The 14,075-nt window shown below is 69.2% G+C and carries 14 protein-coding genes and 1 pseudogene; 12 read left to right on the top strand and 3 right to left on the bottom strand.

The features are described from left to right. Nucleotides 1-37 precede the first annotated feature (37 nt). The gene (locus ACFU8Q_RS16170; protein ID WP_384453548.1) at nucleotides 38-787 is read left to right on the top strand and encodes a hypothetical protein; all 750 of its coding nucleotides are present in this window, start codon (nucleotides 38-40) and stop codon (nucleotides 785-787) included. A 39-nt stretch (nucleotides 788-826) separates the two neighbouring features. Here the strand turns inward: ACFU8Q_RS16170 and ACFU8Q_RS16175 are convergent, their stop codons facing one another. Next, nucleotides 827-1,468: a helix-turn-helix domain-containing protein gene (locus ACFU8Q_RS16175; RefSeq protein WP_384453582.1), complete on the bottom strand. Its 642-nt coding sequence runs from the start codon at nucleotides 1,466-1,468 to the stop codon at nucleotides 827-829. A gap of 72 nt (nucleotides 1,469-1,540) precedes the next feature. Here ACFU8Q_RS16175 and ACFU8Q_RS16180 point away from each other — a divergent pair. Then, nucleotides 1,541-1,855, top strand: a pseudogene (locus ACFU8Q_RS16180) (hypothetical protein); the annotation flags it as partial. A 33-nt stretch (nucleotides 1,856-1,888) separates the two neighbouring features. Continuing rightward, nucleotides 1,889-2,587, top strand: coding sequence for an HNH endonuclease (locus tag ACFU8Q_RS16185; protein ID WP_384453550.1), 699 nt, complete (start codon nucleotides 1,889-1,891; stop codon nucleotides 2,585-2,587). Nucleotides 2,588-3,276: 689 nt separating this feature from the next. On the opposite strand, the gene ACFU8Q_RS16190 is transcribed toward ACFU8Q_RS16185, so the two are convergent. Then, on the bottom strand, nucleotides 3,277-4,527 hold the full coding sequence (locus ACFU8Q_RS16190) for a transcriptional regulator (protein WP_384453553.1): 1,251 nt from the start codon (nucleotides 4,525-4,527) through the stop codon (nucleotides 3,277-3,279). 264 nt (nucleotides 4,528-4,791) lie between these two features. On the opposite strand from ACFU8Q_RS16190, the gene ACFU8Q_RS16195 reads away from it, so the two are divergent. The 8 genes from ACFU8Q_RS16195 (at nucleotide 4,792) to ACFU8Q_RS16230 (ending at nucleotide 12,981) form a co-directional block, all read left to right on the top strand. Next, on the top strand, nucleotides 4,792-6,114 hold the full coding sequence (locus ACFU8Q_RS16195) for an aspartate aminotransferase family protein (protein ID WP_384453556.1): 1,323 nt from the start codon (nucleotides 4,792-4,794) through the stop codon (nucleotides 6,112-6,114). Nucleotides 6,115-6,261: 147 nt separating this feature from the next. Then, on the top strand, nucleotides 6,262-7,008 hold the full coding sequence (locus ACFU8Q_RS16200) for a class I SAM-dependent methyltransferase (protein ID WP_384453558.1): 747 nt from the start codon (nucleotides 6,262-6,264) through the stop codon (nucleotides 7,006-7,008). Beyond that, entirely contained in the window at nucleotides 7,008-8,393 is a 1,386-nt protein-coding gene (locus tag ACFU8Q_RS16205) for a nucleotidyltransferase family protein (protein ID WP_384453561.1), read from the top strand. Before ACFU8Q_RS16200 ends, ACFU8Q_RS16205 begins: the two co-directional genes overlap by 1 nt. After that, complete coding sequence (locus ACFU8Q_RS16210; RefSeq protein ID WP_384453563.1) at nucleotides 8,390-9,946, top strand: hypothetical protein; 1,557 nt, start codon at nucleotides 8,390-8,392, stop codon at nucleotides 9,944-9,946. The genes ACFU8Q_RS16205 and ACFU8Q_RS16210 overlap by 4 nt, the downstream gene beginning before the upstream one ends. Then, entirely contained in the window at nucleotides 9,943-10,941 is a 999-nt protein-coding gene (locus ACFU8Q_RS16215; protein WP_384453566.1) for a hypothetical protein, read from the top strand. Before ACFU8Q_RS16210 ends, ACFU8Q_RS16215 begins: the two co-directional genes overlap by 4 nt. Further along, the gene (locus tag ACFU8Q_RS16220; RefSeq protein ID WP_384453568.1) at nucleotides 10,938-11,978 is read left to right on the top strand and encodes a Gfo/Idh/MocA family protein; all 1,041 of its coding nucleotides are present in this window, start codon (nucleotides 10,938-10,940) and stop codon (nucleotides 11,976-11,978) included. Before ACFU8Q_RS16215 ends, ACFU8Q_RS16220 begins: the two co-directional genes overlap by 4 nt. Continuing rightward, complete coding sequence (locus ACFU8Q_RS16225; protein ID WP_384453571.1) at nucleotides 11,975-12,463, top strand: adenylyltransferase/cytidyltransferase family protein; 489 nt, start codon at nucleotides 11,975-11,977, stop codon at nucleotides 12,461-12,463. Before ACFU8Q_RS16220 ends, ACFU8Q_RS16225 begins: the two co-directional genes overlap by 4 nt. Further along, on the top strand, nucleotides 12,460-12,981 hold the full coding sequence (locus tag ACFU8Q_RS16230) for an NUDIX hydrolase (protein WP_384453574.1): 522 nt from the start codon (nucleotides 12,460-12,462) through the stop codon (nucleotides 12,979-12,981). The genes ACFU8Q_RS16225 and ACFU8Q_RS16230 overlap by 4 nt, the downstream gene beginning before the upstream one ends. A gap of 86 nt (nucleotides 12,982-13,067) precedes the next feature. On the opposite strand, the gene ACFU8Q_RS16235 is transcribed toward ACFU8Q_RS16230, so the two are convergent. Further along, nucleotides 13,068-13,625 (bottom strand): nucleotidyltransferase domain-containing protein, encoded by a 558-nt coding sequence (locus tag ACFU8Q_RS16235; RefSeq protein WP_384453577.1) that lies wholly within the window; start codon nucleotides 13,623-13,625, stop codon nucleotides 13,068-13,070. A gap of 199 nt (nucleotides 13,626-13,824) precedes the next feature. Between ACFU8Q_RS16235 and ACFU8Q_RS16240 the strand changes: the two genes are divergently transcribed. Continuing rightward, a partial coding sequence (locus ACFU8Q_RS16240) for a hypothetical protein (protein ID WP_384453579.1) occupies nucleotides 13,825-14,075 on the top strand: 251 nt, incomplete at its 3' end.

The raw sequence follows: 14,075 nt of genomic DNA on the forward strand, positions 1-14,075 counted from the left end.
GCATCTCGTCGAACTCGGCGTAGAGGTCGACCTCCTCGTGCCCGAGAACCTGGTGCCCGGCTCGAAGAAGAAGCGCCGCACCGAGATGCCGCCTCACGATGGCTGGGCGGCCAAGAAGGTCCCCGGCCTCGAGGTCGCAGCCGTGGACCGCTCGCTGATGACCATCTCCAGCCTCACGCCGCAGGACGATCGCAGCGTGGAGGCCTATGTCGCCGGCCCAGCCGCGCTACTCGTTGCCAAGGCATACAAGCTGAACGAACGGGTCATCGACGCTGAGAAGGGGAAACCCCACCGGTTGTCCGCCAAAGACGCCGGAGACGTCTACCGGATCATGGCTACAGTCCGGGCCAGCCAGGTAGCAGCGTCCTTCGACACTCTCTGCAAGGACTCACGGGTCGGCGCCGTCGCTGCCGAAGGACTGCACCTGCTCCGTCAGCTTTTCGGCGCAGCTGCCACACCAGGTACCGAACTCGCTGTCCAGGCTCTGGCAGGCGACATTCCCGCACGCCGTATCCGCGCGCTGGTTCCGAGCTTCGTGAGTCCCCTCGCATCGGTCGCCAACACTCACCTGAGTAACAGCGCTCGCACCGTCAGGCTCGCTCCTCCCGGGGCCGGCGAATCGCCGGCCCCGGGAAGCGCATCGGATCAATGGCCGCGACGGGATCCTGCTGTCGTGAGGGCTCCGCTCACCGCGGTTGTTGCTGCAGGGGTGTGGTGCGGCGGCTGGTGGGATTCAGCGCGCGTTCTGCGTGCCGTTCCAGAAGTCTGGCCCTCTGTGATTCTCTGAGTGACTCGTCGTCTTGGGCGAGTGCTTCGCCGAACTTGGTCAGTACACCGTCGAGTTTGGCTGCTGCTTCCGATGTCTTTGCCGGCGTGCGGGTGTGCAGGTGTCGGGGGAGGTGTCGGTGTTCGGCGGAGGCCTTTTCCCACAGCGGGGTGAAGTAGTCGAGGTCGCCGCCCAGAACGTGCAGGAGGCGGGAGAGAAGGGCCAGGACGGGATCTGGGCGCCTTCGAGTACGGGTGCTACCTCTTCCACTGCAAGGCGCCATCGGCTGGCGACGGAGATGTCGTACGGCGTGGGGCGGCCGGCCCGTACATGGAGGGTGTTCAGCGCGTTGAGGAGCCGGGCGCCGGCAGGAAGCGAGGCGTCCTCCGGAAGGCTGACCGGTTCCTTCTCGCGCAGGCGCTCGCTTTCCCAGACTGTGCGCAGGACGCTGGAGTCCGCGCCGCAGGCGCGCGCGAAGCGTTCGGTCAGAGTCCAGGTGGGGGTGCGCTCGCCGCTGAGGACGCGGGACAGGTAGGAGGCGGAGCAGCGCGTTCTGCTGCTCAGGTCCTTCAGTGGCAGCTGGGAGGCGCGGGCCAGCATCGACAGGACGGGGGCGAGCCGGTTGAAGGCGGCACCGGAGGGTTCTCGTGGGGTGCTGGGATCGTCGCTCGCCGGTTCCTCCCCCGAACTCGAGGTCCGTATCCACCATGGCTTGCCACAGCGTGCGCGGAGTTCGCCCCTTTGAGTGGATCACTGCGTGGCGTGGTGCCGGGGGCGCTGGGCGCCGCGCAGGGCGGTCGGCGGGTGCTCAAGGCGGTGCGACGGCTGCCGGTGCTGGCCCGGCGCAAGGTGGCCCAGCGCCCGCTGCTGCCCAAGGAGATCGACGCCGAGCTGGTGCCGCCGGCGTGGTAGAAGGCGGTGTACTCCAACACCGCACTGCCTGAGGGCGCGGTGGACAGCGACGCCTACGTGGTGTGTGTCCTGGGGCAGCTGCACCGCGCACTGACCCGCCGCGACGTCTTTGCCTCCCCGTCGAACCGCGTGACGATCGACCGACGGCTACGGATTGTCAGTGCCCCGTCTTACGATCCCGCCTAGCCAGCTACGGGCAGGAGGGGTGCAGTGGAAGCTATTCGCCGAGGTGACAGAGGCAAGCAGAAGGCCTGGGTGTGGCTGATGGTGCTGACTGCGCAACGTGGCCTGTGCGTGTATTGCGGCCGCTCCCCGTCCACCACACTGGACCACGAAAGGCCGATCGCCGGGGCGGGCCACGACATCTGGTGGAACTTCGTCCCTGCCTGCAAGCCCTGCAACCTCCGGAAGAGCAAGCACGAGAGCGCCGCGCATTGGGTTGCAGATATGGACATCTGCCACCGATATCCGGAGCTGACGCGCTCCAAGTGGAGTATGAGCCCGAAGGTCTTCGCCGGCATCACAAGGCGCGTGGAACGCGTTCAGCGAGAGATAGCCGACGCGGATCGCCGCGAGTGGTTCGAGCTGCACTACGGCGAGGAGAAGTGGGGAAACAAGACTGAGCTGTTCAAGATCCTTGATCGCTGCAAGGCGGAGCTCAAGGGGTACCCGCACTACCCATGGCGGACCCCGAAGGTCAGGGAGCTGAAGGGGCACTGCACGCGCCTGATCTGCTGCGGTTACTTCCATCCGCAGACGAGGCTCCTGCACGCGTTCCTGGAGCGGGAGGAGGTCAGAGCCTTCCAGCGCGCCGTCTTCAACGAGCGCGCGCACGAGGGTGAAGTGCTCGGCCGCCTCGTCCGGGAGTACCTCGCTGACAGGCAGCGCGATCTCGACGGCGAGGCATAGCCCGTTGCTGCGGCAGGCATCCGGTTGATACCTCGGCCACCCGGCGGTCCAGTTCTCCTGCCATGCTGGCTGCTCACGGCCACGTTGACGGGCCGTCCCCCGCTCGACGCACGTTGATTTGGTGCCGATGCGGCGCCAGCAGTTGGGGTGTACGAGCTGATGGTTCAGGCCGTCAGCGCAGACAAGGTCACCGCCAAGTGGCCGGGGGAGACCCGGTGGGTGGGGGAGCGGTACGTAGGTGTGCGCGCCTTGACGGTGGAGTCATCTGCTGTAGGTGGGTGGGGTGTGGGTGGCTGTCGCGCAGCATTTGCATGGCCACCTGTAGGGGTCGTGAGTGCGAAAGACGGTGCCCGTCGGGCGGGCACGACGTTGCCGCCGGTGCCCGTCCGGCGGGATCGGCCGTGAAGTTCCGGTGAACCCTCCCGCCTCACGGGATCGACCTTTTACCCAGGTCAGAGCCAGTGTTCGCTGCTGGGATGCTGAGTACGCTCCCCGTACGGGCTGGCACCGAGCCGGAGTTCGGACGATGTCGCCCGGACCGACAGCGTCCCACGTGGTGAAGCGCCATCCCGGGGGCGCCTCGGTGCGCCGCCGCATATTGCGCGCCACGTCGGCTTCAGCAGCAGCCACGATGTCCGGGTCCCCGGCCTGCCACAGTGTGCTCATGGTTCGAGTCTGGCACCGCGCGGTCAGGCGAGCGCCTGACCGAGAAGGTCTCGCGGACGACCGCCGAGGGCCTGGTGAAGGACTTCGGCCCTGGATCGGATCAGGCCGTCACGGTAGGGGGCGGGGAGGCGATCGAAGACGCCTGCCGCCATCTCGGCAGACGATGAGGGGTCGCCGTCGAGGCGCAGGCAGGCGGCGGTGTCCATCGCGATCAGGGCCCGGGTCATCACCGAGGGGGAATCGGTGAGGTCGAGGGCGTCGTCCTGGGCCGCGTAGGCAGCCTCGGTGTCCCCGAGGAGGGTGTGCGCCTGGGAGAGGTGAACGAAATGCTTCTGCGCCGGATAGCCGAACCACGTGTCGGCCGCTTCGTGCCCGTCGAGGCGCTCCACCAAGCCTTGCGCGTCCGTGACCGCCATCCGGGCGCCCCGGTGGTCGCCGATGGCGGCAAGGGAGCGCGCGGTGACGGCCGCCGCCAACGCCCCGGCAGCGGTGGGCGTCCGGCCGGCCGCTCTGCGGGCTCGGGCCGCGAGACGCACGGCCACTTCGGGGGCGCCGTAGTTCAGCGGCACCATCGCGTGCCGGGCCAGCACCCAGGCCGTCATCCTGCGGTCGCCGGACTCCTGGGCCGCTTTCTCCGCCGTCGCGAACCAGCGGAATGCGTCCCCCTTGTCGCCCCGGTCGTGCTGCACGATGGCGACCAGGCCGGCGATCCCCGCGGCGGTCCGGGCGAGATCGGCGCGTGCACTGGCCGGGTGAGGCTGATTGAGGACCTGGCCGAGGAGGACGAGGTCCGCCTGCATCTCGCTCAGCACGTCGTCGGGTGCCCGGCCGTGGTAGCCGCCCCTATGCCGCTCGAATGCCGACTCCAGGTAGGCCAGGTCACCGGCCCCGGAACCCGCGAGCGCCCCGTCGATGCCCTCACGGGCCTGTGCGATGCCGGGCAATGCGGTCGCGCTCACAGCGGCGGCCGCCACCCCGAAGAACCTGCGTCGTTTCACGTCCTCTTTCTCCCTGCGCTGGCTGCGTCGGTGCTGTCGCGATGCGGCGACTGCCCGCTGTACGTCCGCGACGTTCAGCCCATACGCGAGGGCGATCGTCTCGTGCCAGTCCGGGACCGGTAACCGCTTCTCCAGTTCCCACCGCTTGATGTTCTCCCAGTCGAACCACCGGCCACCCTGGGTCTGTTGAACGACCTGGGCCTGTTCGTCACGGGTGCGGCCGGCGCCTTCACGGATTGCTCGCAGTAAGACGCCGATGCCGTCTGGGGCCACCATGACACTTTCCCTCCGTTGCCCGTCGGGTGAGGCCCTCATCCTGGCCCCCTGGAGTGGCCCCCCACCGGGAAATGCACCCCTTCCTGGCCCCTCATTCCTTGTGTTCCCCGGCAGTTCAATGGGCGAACGCCGCTGACCCCTCGGCTCGCCCCCGGCACGGCAGCGGAGGCGGGTCGAAGTTCCACCGGCCGCGCGGCCGTCCCGCCGATCTGGCCGGGGCAGCGGCATCGCTGCGCTCTGCGCTTTACACCGAGAGGAAACGAGATGACCGCCGCCTACGAGGCCGTGGCCTCTTCGCGCCTGGCGCAGGACCCGCCGATGGACAGTGCCCCTCCCGGCCCTGGGCGGAGGTTCACCGCCGCGGGCGCGGGCATGGCGCTCGACGACCGATGGCACGCCCAAAGTGCTCGTACGGATGCGCGGGCGGCCACCAGAGGCGACGTGATCGGACCGTGCGCGAGCGGACAGACCCGTTACCCGCGCTACTTCAGTCGCGCTGCCGGGCCTTACCTGTGGGATCTGGACGGGCGGCGGTACGTCGACTTCAACCTCGGGTACGGGCCCGTCGTCCTCGGGCACGCCGATGAACGGGTGACCGAGGCGGTGCTCGCTGAACTGCGCAACGGCAACTGCATCGCTCCGCTGTGGAGTCGCCGCCAGAGCGAGCTCACCGACCTGCTGACCTCGGTGGTGCCCGGCGCGGAGATGGCATACCTGCTCAAGACCGGGTCCGACGCGACGAGTACGGCGGTACGGCTGTCCCGGATCTTCACCGGGCGCGACAAGGTGATCCGCTGGGGCTACAACGGCTGGCACGACTGGGCAGCGGGTATCCCCGCGGGCATTCCGCAAGCGACCCGCGTCGACACGCTGCTGTTCGACTACCGCAATCTCAGCACGCTGCGTGATGCGTTCGCCCGTCATCCCGGGCAGGTGGCGTGCGTGCTGATGATGCCGTTCGGCGACGAGACGGCTCCCGAGGGCCACTTGCAGAAGATCCGCGACATCGCGCACGAGCACGGGGCGCTGTTCGTCCTGGACGAGATGCGCTCAGGGTTCCGGCTGGGTCTGTCCGGTGCTCAGGGGCTCCTGGGTGTCCAGGCGGACGTCAGTACGTTCAGCAAGGCCATGGCGAACGGGCATCCGATCTCCGCCGTCGTCGGGCGGGCCGACGTGCTGTCCTGCCTGGCGCGGACACGGATCTCGTCGACGTTCTACGCGGACCCGGCACCGATGGCCGCAGCGCTCGCCACGATCCGGATCTTGCGTGACACCGACGCGTTGGAGCGGATCTGGGAGGTCGGCTCCGCCTTTCAGGACGGCCTGTCGGCGCTCGTCGACCGGCATCGTGTGCCAGCCCGGGTGGTCGGGTACGCGCCGATGCCGTTCTTGCAGTTCACCCACCCCGATCCGATCGTTCGCGAGGGGATGAGCACGGCGTTCGCCGCCGGGGCGGCGCGGCACGGGGTGCTGCTGCATCCGGGCCACCAGTGGTTCCTGTCCGCCGCGCACACCCGCGAGGACATCGAGTTCGCGCTGCACGGCTGCGACCAGGCGCTGGCCGTGCTCACGACGCAAGCCGCCTGATCAACGCCGAAGCCCCTTCCCTTGGGGGTGCGCCCCGGCGCCATCGTCGAGGCGCGAGCCTGCCCGCCGGCGGTTGCCCGGCGGCGACGGCACAGATTCATTCGCAGCTCGCCGACGAGATCGGCCGAAGCACTGAGGAGACCACGAGTGACGACAACCCGGCTGATCGCACCCTCCGACACCGAGCAGGCGACCAGAAAGCGGCTCATGGAGCTGTTCGCCGAGCGGCCGATCCCCGAGGACGCGCTGCTCGACCACCTCGAAGTGTTCATGCGCCCGCAGCGCATCAACGAGATCCTCACACTGGAACAGCTCTATCAGCACATCCTCGGCGTCCACGGGATCATCGTCGAGTTCGGTGTCCGCTGGGGCCGCCACCTGTCCGTGTTCAACGCGCTGCGGGCCCGCCACGAGCCGACCAACATGTACCGGAAGATCGTCGGGTTCGACACCTTCACGGGTTTCCTCGACCCGGCCCCGCAGGACGGCGACTCCGACCGGGTTTTCCCGGGCAGCATGAGCGTCACGCCCGGCTACGAGAGCTACCTGGAACAGGTCCTGCGCCTGCACGAGGCCGAGGCACCGATGGCGCACATCCAGCGGTTCGAGCTGTGCAAGGGCGACGCACCGGAGCAACTGGCCGCCTACCTGGAACGCAACCCGCAGACGATCGTGGCGCTCGCCTACTTCGACATGGACCTGCACGATCCGACGCGCGCGTGCCTGGAGCTGCTGCGCCCACACATGCCCGCGGGCAGTGTCCTGGCCTTCGACGAGCTGACGCATCCGGACTTCCCCGGTGAGACCGTGGCGCTGAAGGGCGCCGTGGACCTCGCCGACCACCGCGTCCAGCGGTTTCCTCAGTCGCCGTACCCCGCGTTCGTGGTGCTGTGATGGGCGCCGTCACGGAGGTCCTGCGGTGGGCTGCCGGTGCGGACGCCATCCCGGAGGACGAGGACTTCGACGACGGTGTGCTGCTCGATCTGGTCGGGCAGCACGCGCTCAGCGGCCGTCTGGAGCGCCGCCTCTCCACTGGGCCGGAATGGCTGCGCCGCAGGCTCGGTGGGCCCGTCGTGGTGATGCATGCCGAAACCCTGGCGCTCGTCGAGGCCCACATGCGTGCGGTCGAGCGCATCGTGGCCGGGCTCGGCGAGCAGCCGCCGCCGGTTCTGGTGAAGGGGATCGCGACCGGGCTGCTCACCGGTGACAAGCACCTGTTGCGGTGTGGGGACATCGACCTGGTCTGTGCCGACGGCGGGCCGCTGATCGAGACGTTGATCCGGCTCGGCTACGAGCGGACCCGGGCCCCGTTTCTCCACGAACTCGGCGAGTACACCCGTGAGGGCGTCGAGATCGACGTACACGCCTACCTGCCGGTACCTGGGTACGGTGCGGTGCGCGACGCGTACCTCACGCCCCCGGAGCACGCGAGGACCTGGTATCAGCCGCGTCGTGCTCCCTCGATGCACGCGATCCGGCACGCCCGGCTGGTGGACGGCGGCACCGTCACGGTGGGCCCGGTGACGGTTCCCGACCCCTGCCTGCTGGCGATCGTGCTGTGCGCCCACGCGTTCCTGAACTTCACCAACATGTGGTCGCTGTCGCATCGCGCCAAGCCCTACGTGAAGCTGGCCGAGCTGGCCGACCTTCACGCGCTGGTCCAGCACCAGGCCTTCGATGTGCAGCGGTTCCTCGCGCTGGTCGCAGACCTGGACGCGTGGGACGCGGTGCGCTGGGCGGGCTGGGCGTCGACCGTGCTCCTGGGGAGGAATCCGCTGCCTGTGGTGGCCGGCATCGGCCCGTTTCCCCGCTGCCTGTGGTGGGACTTCTGGGCGCGGCTTCCGGTCGATGAGGAGTCGCTGCTCCTGCCCGGCTGGTTCGACCTCGCTGCCGTGACCCCCTTGCTCGGGAGCCGGATCGAGCTGGACACCGGCTGCCCGACGCCGTCCTGGACGGTTGAGGTCTGCCGCGACGGTGACCAGGTGACGGTCACGGTCGGTCTGCCGGAACGCACCGATGCGGCGATTGAGCGCGGGCGGGTCGACTTCGGAGCGAGCGGGACGGAGTGGGTTCTGTCCGGTGGGCAGTTGAGCGCTGTCGGCGGCCATGACACGTGTGAGTTGCTCTCCGGACGTCGCGTCCGGCTGCGCTACCGCGTCCCCCGTGCGGGCGGCGAGGTGCTGGTCGGCGTGGCCGAGCAGGACGCCTCTGGAGCGCTGCTGTCGGCCGTGCTGCGTCCCGCCACCTGGCGGTCGGAGGATCCGGTGGGTCGCCGATGATCAGCGCGACTCAGCTTCCCGGATACTCCTGGGACCCGACCGGCCGGGTGGAGGCCGGCGTCCAAGCCCTGATCGGTGAGCGGCTGGCGGCGCTGCCGCCGGACGCCGCCACGTTGGCAGCGCGGCTGCGCGAGGTCACCGGGGACTGCCGCCTTGTCGCGGTCTACCTGCGGCCGGACTCGCCCGATGCCGTCGTCCGGCTGTGTGAACGACTGGCGGCCACCGACAACGCCCACGAGCGCGGCCGGCTGCAACACGAGATCGGGCGGCGCCGGTTCGCCCGCCCCGGCACGGCGGAGGTCAGCCTGACGGGCGACCTGGAGCAGGTGCTGACGGCGGCCGACCACCGCACCCGGGCCTACGTACCTGATCTCGAGCGTCGGGGCATGGTCGGTGCCCTGCTGGACGACTTCGGCGCGGGTTTCTCGGACTTCGTGGAGAGCCAGCACGAGGTGCCCGGGCCGAACGCGCGCCTGCGTCAGGGCATCGTCAAGTCGTGGTGTCTGCCCGACGGCACCCGGGTGATCAGCAAACGTGCCAACCCGGCCAAGCCCGGCCGGTTCGCCCGGGAACAGGTCGCCTACCGCGCCCTCGCCTCCCGACTCGCCGGCGGCATCTCCTTCGGCCGGGCCCGGCGCCTTCAGCTCGCGCCCCTGCTCGCGACCATCCGGGACGGCGCATCCGGCCACGTATACGCCGTCTGGCAGTGGGTTCCCGGTGAGACCGCCGAGTCGATGCTGCTGGCACCGGGCGAGCACACGTCGCTGCTGCGCGACTACCGGGATCTGATGGACGCCCTGCTCAACCGCGGAATCCTCTGGGGCGACCTGAGCCCCCGCAACATCCTCGTGCACGGCCAGGTGCACCATCTCGTCGACTTTGAGAAGACACAGCTCCCGGGCGACGACACCCCCGTTCCACACCAGGATCGGGGCGCCTTCTGCCGCGGGCAGGTCGGAGTCGAGGAACTCGGGGTCCTGTGCCGGGAAACCGAGGTCCGCGCGTGCCTGCATGGCTACCTCGACCCCGACACCTGGGACTGCGACGCGCCCGGCCCGGTGCCGTTCCCGCCGCGCCCGGAGGTGACGGCGGTTCTCGCCGGACGCGGCGTCACCACCCCGAACCTGGGCACCTACAACCGGACCGACCGGCAGATCTGGGAGGTCCGGTCACCGGACCTCGACCCCACCACCGGGCAGCCCCGCTATCCGGGCCTGGTCAACTTCCGCGTCGAGCACTACCTGAGCTGTGCCGGTCGCACGGACGCGGACGACTACGACCGCAAGACCACCGAGATCCTGATCGCAGGGCGCCGGTACGGCTGCTTCGACGACGCGGTCCACGCGATCGCCGACGCAGTGGACGAGGCGGAACGGCAATTCGTCGTCGCCGAGGTCGCCGAGCTCCTTGCCGGCAACGACACCGGGCCCGTCACCGCGCCGCACGCGGCGATCCGCGCGCTGGTGGACCGCATCGACATCCTCGACATCGCCCGGCAGGATCCCGACCGCTTCCGGTCGGCCTGCACGGCCCTGAGAAAGGCAGGCCGATGACCCAACCGCTCTTGCTCGCGTCCGTGTCCGTGCGCACGGATCAGGTCGTCCGCATCGGCCCGCTCACCCTGCGGATCGTCAGCGACGTGCCCGACTTTCCCGCGCTGCACTACTTCAGCCGAGCCGCCCGATTGCCCGACAGCACCGCGCCGGACGTGGAACTGTGGTGCCTGTCGGACGCCGTTCCCGGGCTGCCCGCCGACACCACGGCACGCGCCCGCAGTCTCGCCTCCGGCTACTACGTGACCGACCACTTCGGACCACCGGTGCGCATGTCCAGCTCGGGCAACCGGATCGTGCTCGTGGGCGACCACCTTCAACGGCTGGTCTGGCCGTACGTCGTGAAGTACCTGCTCCTGCGGCACACCGTCACCGCCGGTGGGCTCTTCCTCAAAGCGGCCGCCATCGCCGTCGGCGACGGGGCGACGCTGATCGTCGGCCGCGGTGGCGCCGGCAAGTCAGTCCTGGTCTCCAGGCTGTGCCAAAGCGGCGACGCGACGTTCATCACCAACTCACACGTGATCCTCGCAGGCGGCGCCGTCCAGGGAGTCGCGAGCACCATGCGGATGCGGCCCGGCCCCTGGCTGGACCAGGTCGGCACGGCGAGTGCTGCGGCCCTCGACCCGAGCGAGCGCCTCGTCGACCCGTACGACGCATTCCCCCGCCACGCGGGCGCCGCGGTGCCGCTGCGCGCCGTGTGGATCGCCGACTTCCGTGCCCCTGGCGAACACGACGTGCAACAGCTGACCCCCGACGAGGCGGTGAGCGTCGCCGAACAGTTCGCCTTCGGGCTCGCCGTCTACCGGCTCGAAGAGGACCTGTTGGACCTGTGCGGCGGCGACTACCGCGCCTTCGCCGCGCAGTACGGACGGATGCGCGCGCAGCTGCACGCGGCGGTCAGCAGCTGCCCCACCTACCGCGTGCGCTCGGACGTCCAGCTCGCCGCAAATCGCGACCAGCTTCTGCACCTGCTCTTTGACGGAGGTACATCATGAGGGGCGCCCTCATCGGCTACGGCACCATCGCGACCGGTCACGCCATCGGATACGGCCAGACCGCAGGCATCGACGTGATCGCCGTCGTCGACCCCACCCCGGCACGCGCGGAGGCCGCCCGCAGGGCCGGGCTGCGCGCATACGCGACCTACGCGGAGATGATCGACCACGAGACTCCGGACTTCATCGACATCTGCACGCCGCCCACCAGCCACGCCCACTACATCGAGCTCGGGCTGCGCGACGGTCTGCACGTGCTGTGCGAAAAGCCGGTGCTGATGCCGCACGAGGGTCGCTACGACCGCGTGCTCGGCCAGATCGCGGCCTCGGACAAGGTCTTCTACCCCTGCCACAACTACAAGTTCGCGCCCATCCTGACGACGATGCAACAGGTTGTGCAGAGCCCCGGCTTTGGCAACGTCCTGAGCGCCCGCTTCCGCACCCTGCGCCACGGCCACGCCGTCGGCGTCCCCGAGTGGAACCCGCACTGGCGGCGCGATCCGGTTATCGCCGGCGGTGGGATCCTCCGCGACCACGGCCCGCACAGCGTGTACCTGGCGACCCACCTGACCGGACGCACGCCGCTGGCCGTGTCCTGCCTGATCGGTTCCATGCGCCACGACGGGCACACCGGCACGGAGGACACCGCGAAGCTGATGATCCGGTGCGACGGCGACGTCCAGATCGAACTGGATGTGACCTGGTCGGCCGGCTACCGCAACAGCTACTACTCGATCACCGGCACTGGCGGCTGGGTCACCGTGGAGAACGATGACGTCCAGTACAGCCTGAACGGCCAGCCGCACCGTACGGCCCTGCCGTCCAACTTCGACGACCCGAGGCACAGCGACTGGTTCGCCGCGATGTTCGCCGACTTCCTGATCAAGACACGGCACCCGGAACAGGCGGCATCGCTGCTGGCCGAGACACTGACCACCTCCCTGGTGATCGATGCGGCCTACGCCTCCGCTGCCGACGACGGCCGGTGGGTCGACCTGACGCCGGCGCGGGACCTGCTCATGGGCGCCGGACGATGACGGCGCCGACCGATGACGGCACCGGCCCGGCGACACTCGACGAAATCCGGGACTGGCTCAGCACCCGGCCCGGTGACCGAGCCGTGCTCGCCACCGGCTGCTTCGACCTACTGCACGCGGGACACCTGTCCTTCCTGGAGCAGGCGAGACGACTGGGGGACCTCCTGGTCGTCGGCGTGAACAGCGACCTGTCGGTCCGGGACCTCAAAGGCCCGAGCAGGCCCATTGTCGGCGAACGTGAACGCGCCGCCCTCGTGGGCGCTCTGAGGTGCGTCGACCGGGTGTTCCTCTACGACGAGCCCACCGCCGACCGTCAGATCCGCTTCCTGCGTCCTCAGGTCTTCGCCACCGCGCGCGCAAGCCTCTCCACGTACCCGAGCGAAGTGGCATCCGCCGCCAAGGTCGCGGCACACGTGCACCCGATCGACCGGATTACGCCCTACTCGACGACCACGCTGGTCGACACTTTGCGAGCGTCCCAATGACCGAGACCGTCATCGCCACCGGCAACGCCCCATGGATCCCAGTGCCGCATCTGATGGAGCTGGTTCGCGCGGGCTCCTACCCGCCGGAGCACCTGACCACCGCGGCGTTCGGCCTCGTGTCCGATGCCCGAGGCCACCTGTTGCTGACGCACGTCAACCTGCCCGGCCGCTGCTGGGACGTGCCCGGCGGACACACCGACCCGGGCGAGGACGCCCGGCAGGCCGCGGCGAGGGAGATCGCAGAAGAGACCGGGTTCCTCGTACCGGCCGAAGCACTGACGCTGCTCGGATGGCAGCGCTTCACGCTGCACGAGAGGCCACCCGCCAGCTACCCCTACCCGTTCCCGGTGTCGTACGCGTTGATGTTCACCGCGCGGACCGAACACGCTGGTCCGCCGGCGGTACCACCCCCGGACTCGGAGTGCGGGCCTGCTGGATGGGTCGCCCCTGCGCAGGTCCGGCAGTGGTGCGCGACCTGCACCTGGCTGCCCTTCCTCAATGCGCTGCACGAGGTGTGATGCCACCCGTTTCTGCTGGAGCTCAGGACCCTGAGCATCCCGCGTCGAGTACGAGGAGACACCGATTGAGACAGGTCGCCTCGTAGCTACGCCTTTGGGCCGCTCGGTAGAGACTCTTCGAGCGGCTCGAAGCCCTCAGGAAGCGGGATCCCGAACCGCTGGCACAGGCGGGGCACATCGTGGCGATCAACGTCACGAGCCTCGTATCCCGTGTGCCAGCGCACCGCCCACTCAGCCGACTCGCACCGCACCGCAGTCCCGGCGATCGATCCACGTCCGGCGAGTGCTTCAGCCGGGAAAGCGCCGCCATCCACTACGGATCCGTAGTGCAGCGATCCGTCCGCGAGCCGCTCGTAGAGGTGCAAGTCGACCCGCAGCCGATCGCCGTCGTGCAGGACGAAGTTCCACGGCCGGTCGTTCGGCCACGGGAAGATCCGGTCGACACCAACCTCCGCGAACGCGCGGAACAACGGCTCAAGATGTGCGGCCGGCGCCCATACATCGAGGTCGGAATGTTCTCGCGTCTGCTCCCCGAGCAGCGCATCCACGCCCCACCCGCCGCCAATACACGCATCTACGCCGTGGGCGTCGAGCCGCTCCACAAGCGCGACTACATCCTTGGCTGACATCGAATAGTTGCTCACCGCATCAGGCTAGAGGCTAGCCCGACCTCCCACCTGGCGATTACTACGGCTTCACCGGACCGGCTCCCGGGGAGGGACGCCAAGACCGCCTACGACCGGCACGTACCTGGCCTTCAACGCCTACTCGCCCGACGGGTGATCTCCACGAACAGGCCGTAACGGCTCGTCGACTTCTGGTCCCGGCATGATCATGCCGTCGATGACCTCACGCGCCGTGCGGAGCGCGGCCACGACGCTCCACGGCGTTGCCGCACACACTCCGCTGCTGTCCTCCTCGGCCAACGACGACGAGGAGTCCGCTCCTGCAGATGGCCCCGTCACACAAGCACTCCAGTCCGGTGATGCGGGTCTGGGCACAGCCGACCACCTGACCTCGGAGAAGGAACCGGCCGACAACGCCGAAGACCAGGGGCAGCAGCCCGCCGGTCTCTCGCTCGCCGACGTCCTGGC

It is taken from the genome of Streptomyces sp. NPDC057543 (genome assembly GCF_042801895.1).
Lineage (GTDB): Bacteria > Actinomycetota > Actinomycetes > Streptomycetales > Streptomycetaceae > Streptomyces.

Coding starts and splice junctions, on each gene's coding strand:
- ACFU8Q_RS16205 (WP_384453561.1), top strand. CDS start 7,008: ATGGGCGCCGTCACGGAGGTCCTGCGGTGGGCTGCCGGTGCGGACGCC.
- ACFU8Q_RS16225 (WP_384453571.1), top strand. CDS start 11,975: ATGACGGCGCCGACCGATGACGGCACCGGCCCGGCGACACTCGACGAA.
- ACFU8Q_RS16190 (WP_384453553.1), bottom strand. CDS start 4,527: ATGGTGGCCCCAGACGGCATCGGCGTCTTACTGCGAGCAATCCGTGAA.
- ACFU8Q_RS16210 (WP_384453563.1), top strand. CDS start 8,390: ATGATCAGCGCGACTCAGCTTCCCGGATACTCCTGGGACCCGACCGGC.
- ACFU8Q_RS16230 (WP_384453574.1), top strand. CDS start 12,460: ATGACCGAGACCGTCATCGCCACCGGCAACGCCCCATGGATCCCAGTG.
- ACFU8Q_RS16195 (WP_384453556.1), top strand. CDS start 4,792: ATGACCGCCGCCTACGAGGCCGTGGCCTCTTCGCGCCTGGCGCAGGAC.
- ACFU8Q_RS16220 (WP_384453568.1), top strand. CDS start 10,938: ATGAGGGGCGCCCTCATCGGCTACGGCACCATCGCGACCGGTCACGCC.
- ACFU8Q_RS16215 (WP_384453566.1), top strand. CDS start 9,943: ATGACCCAACCGCTCTTGCTCGCGTCCGTGTCCGTGCGCACGGATCAG.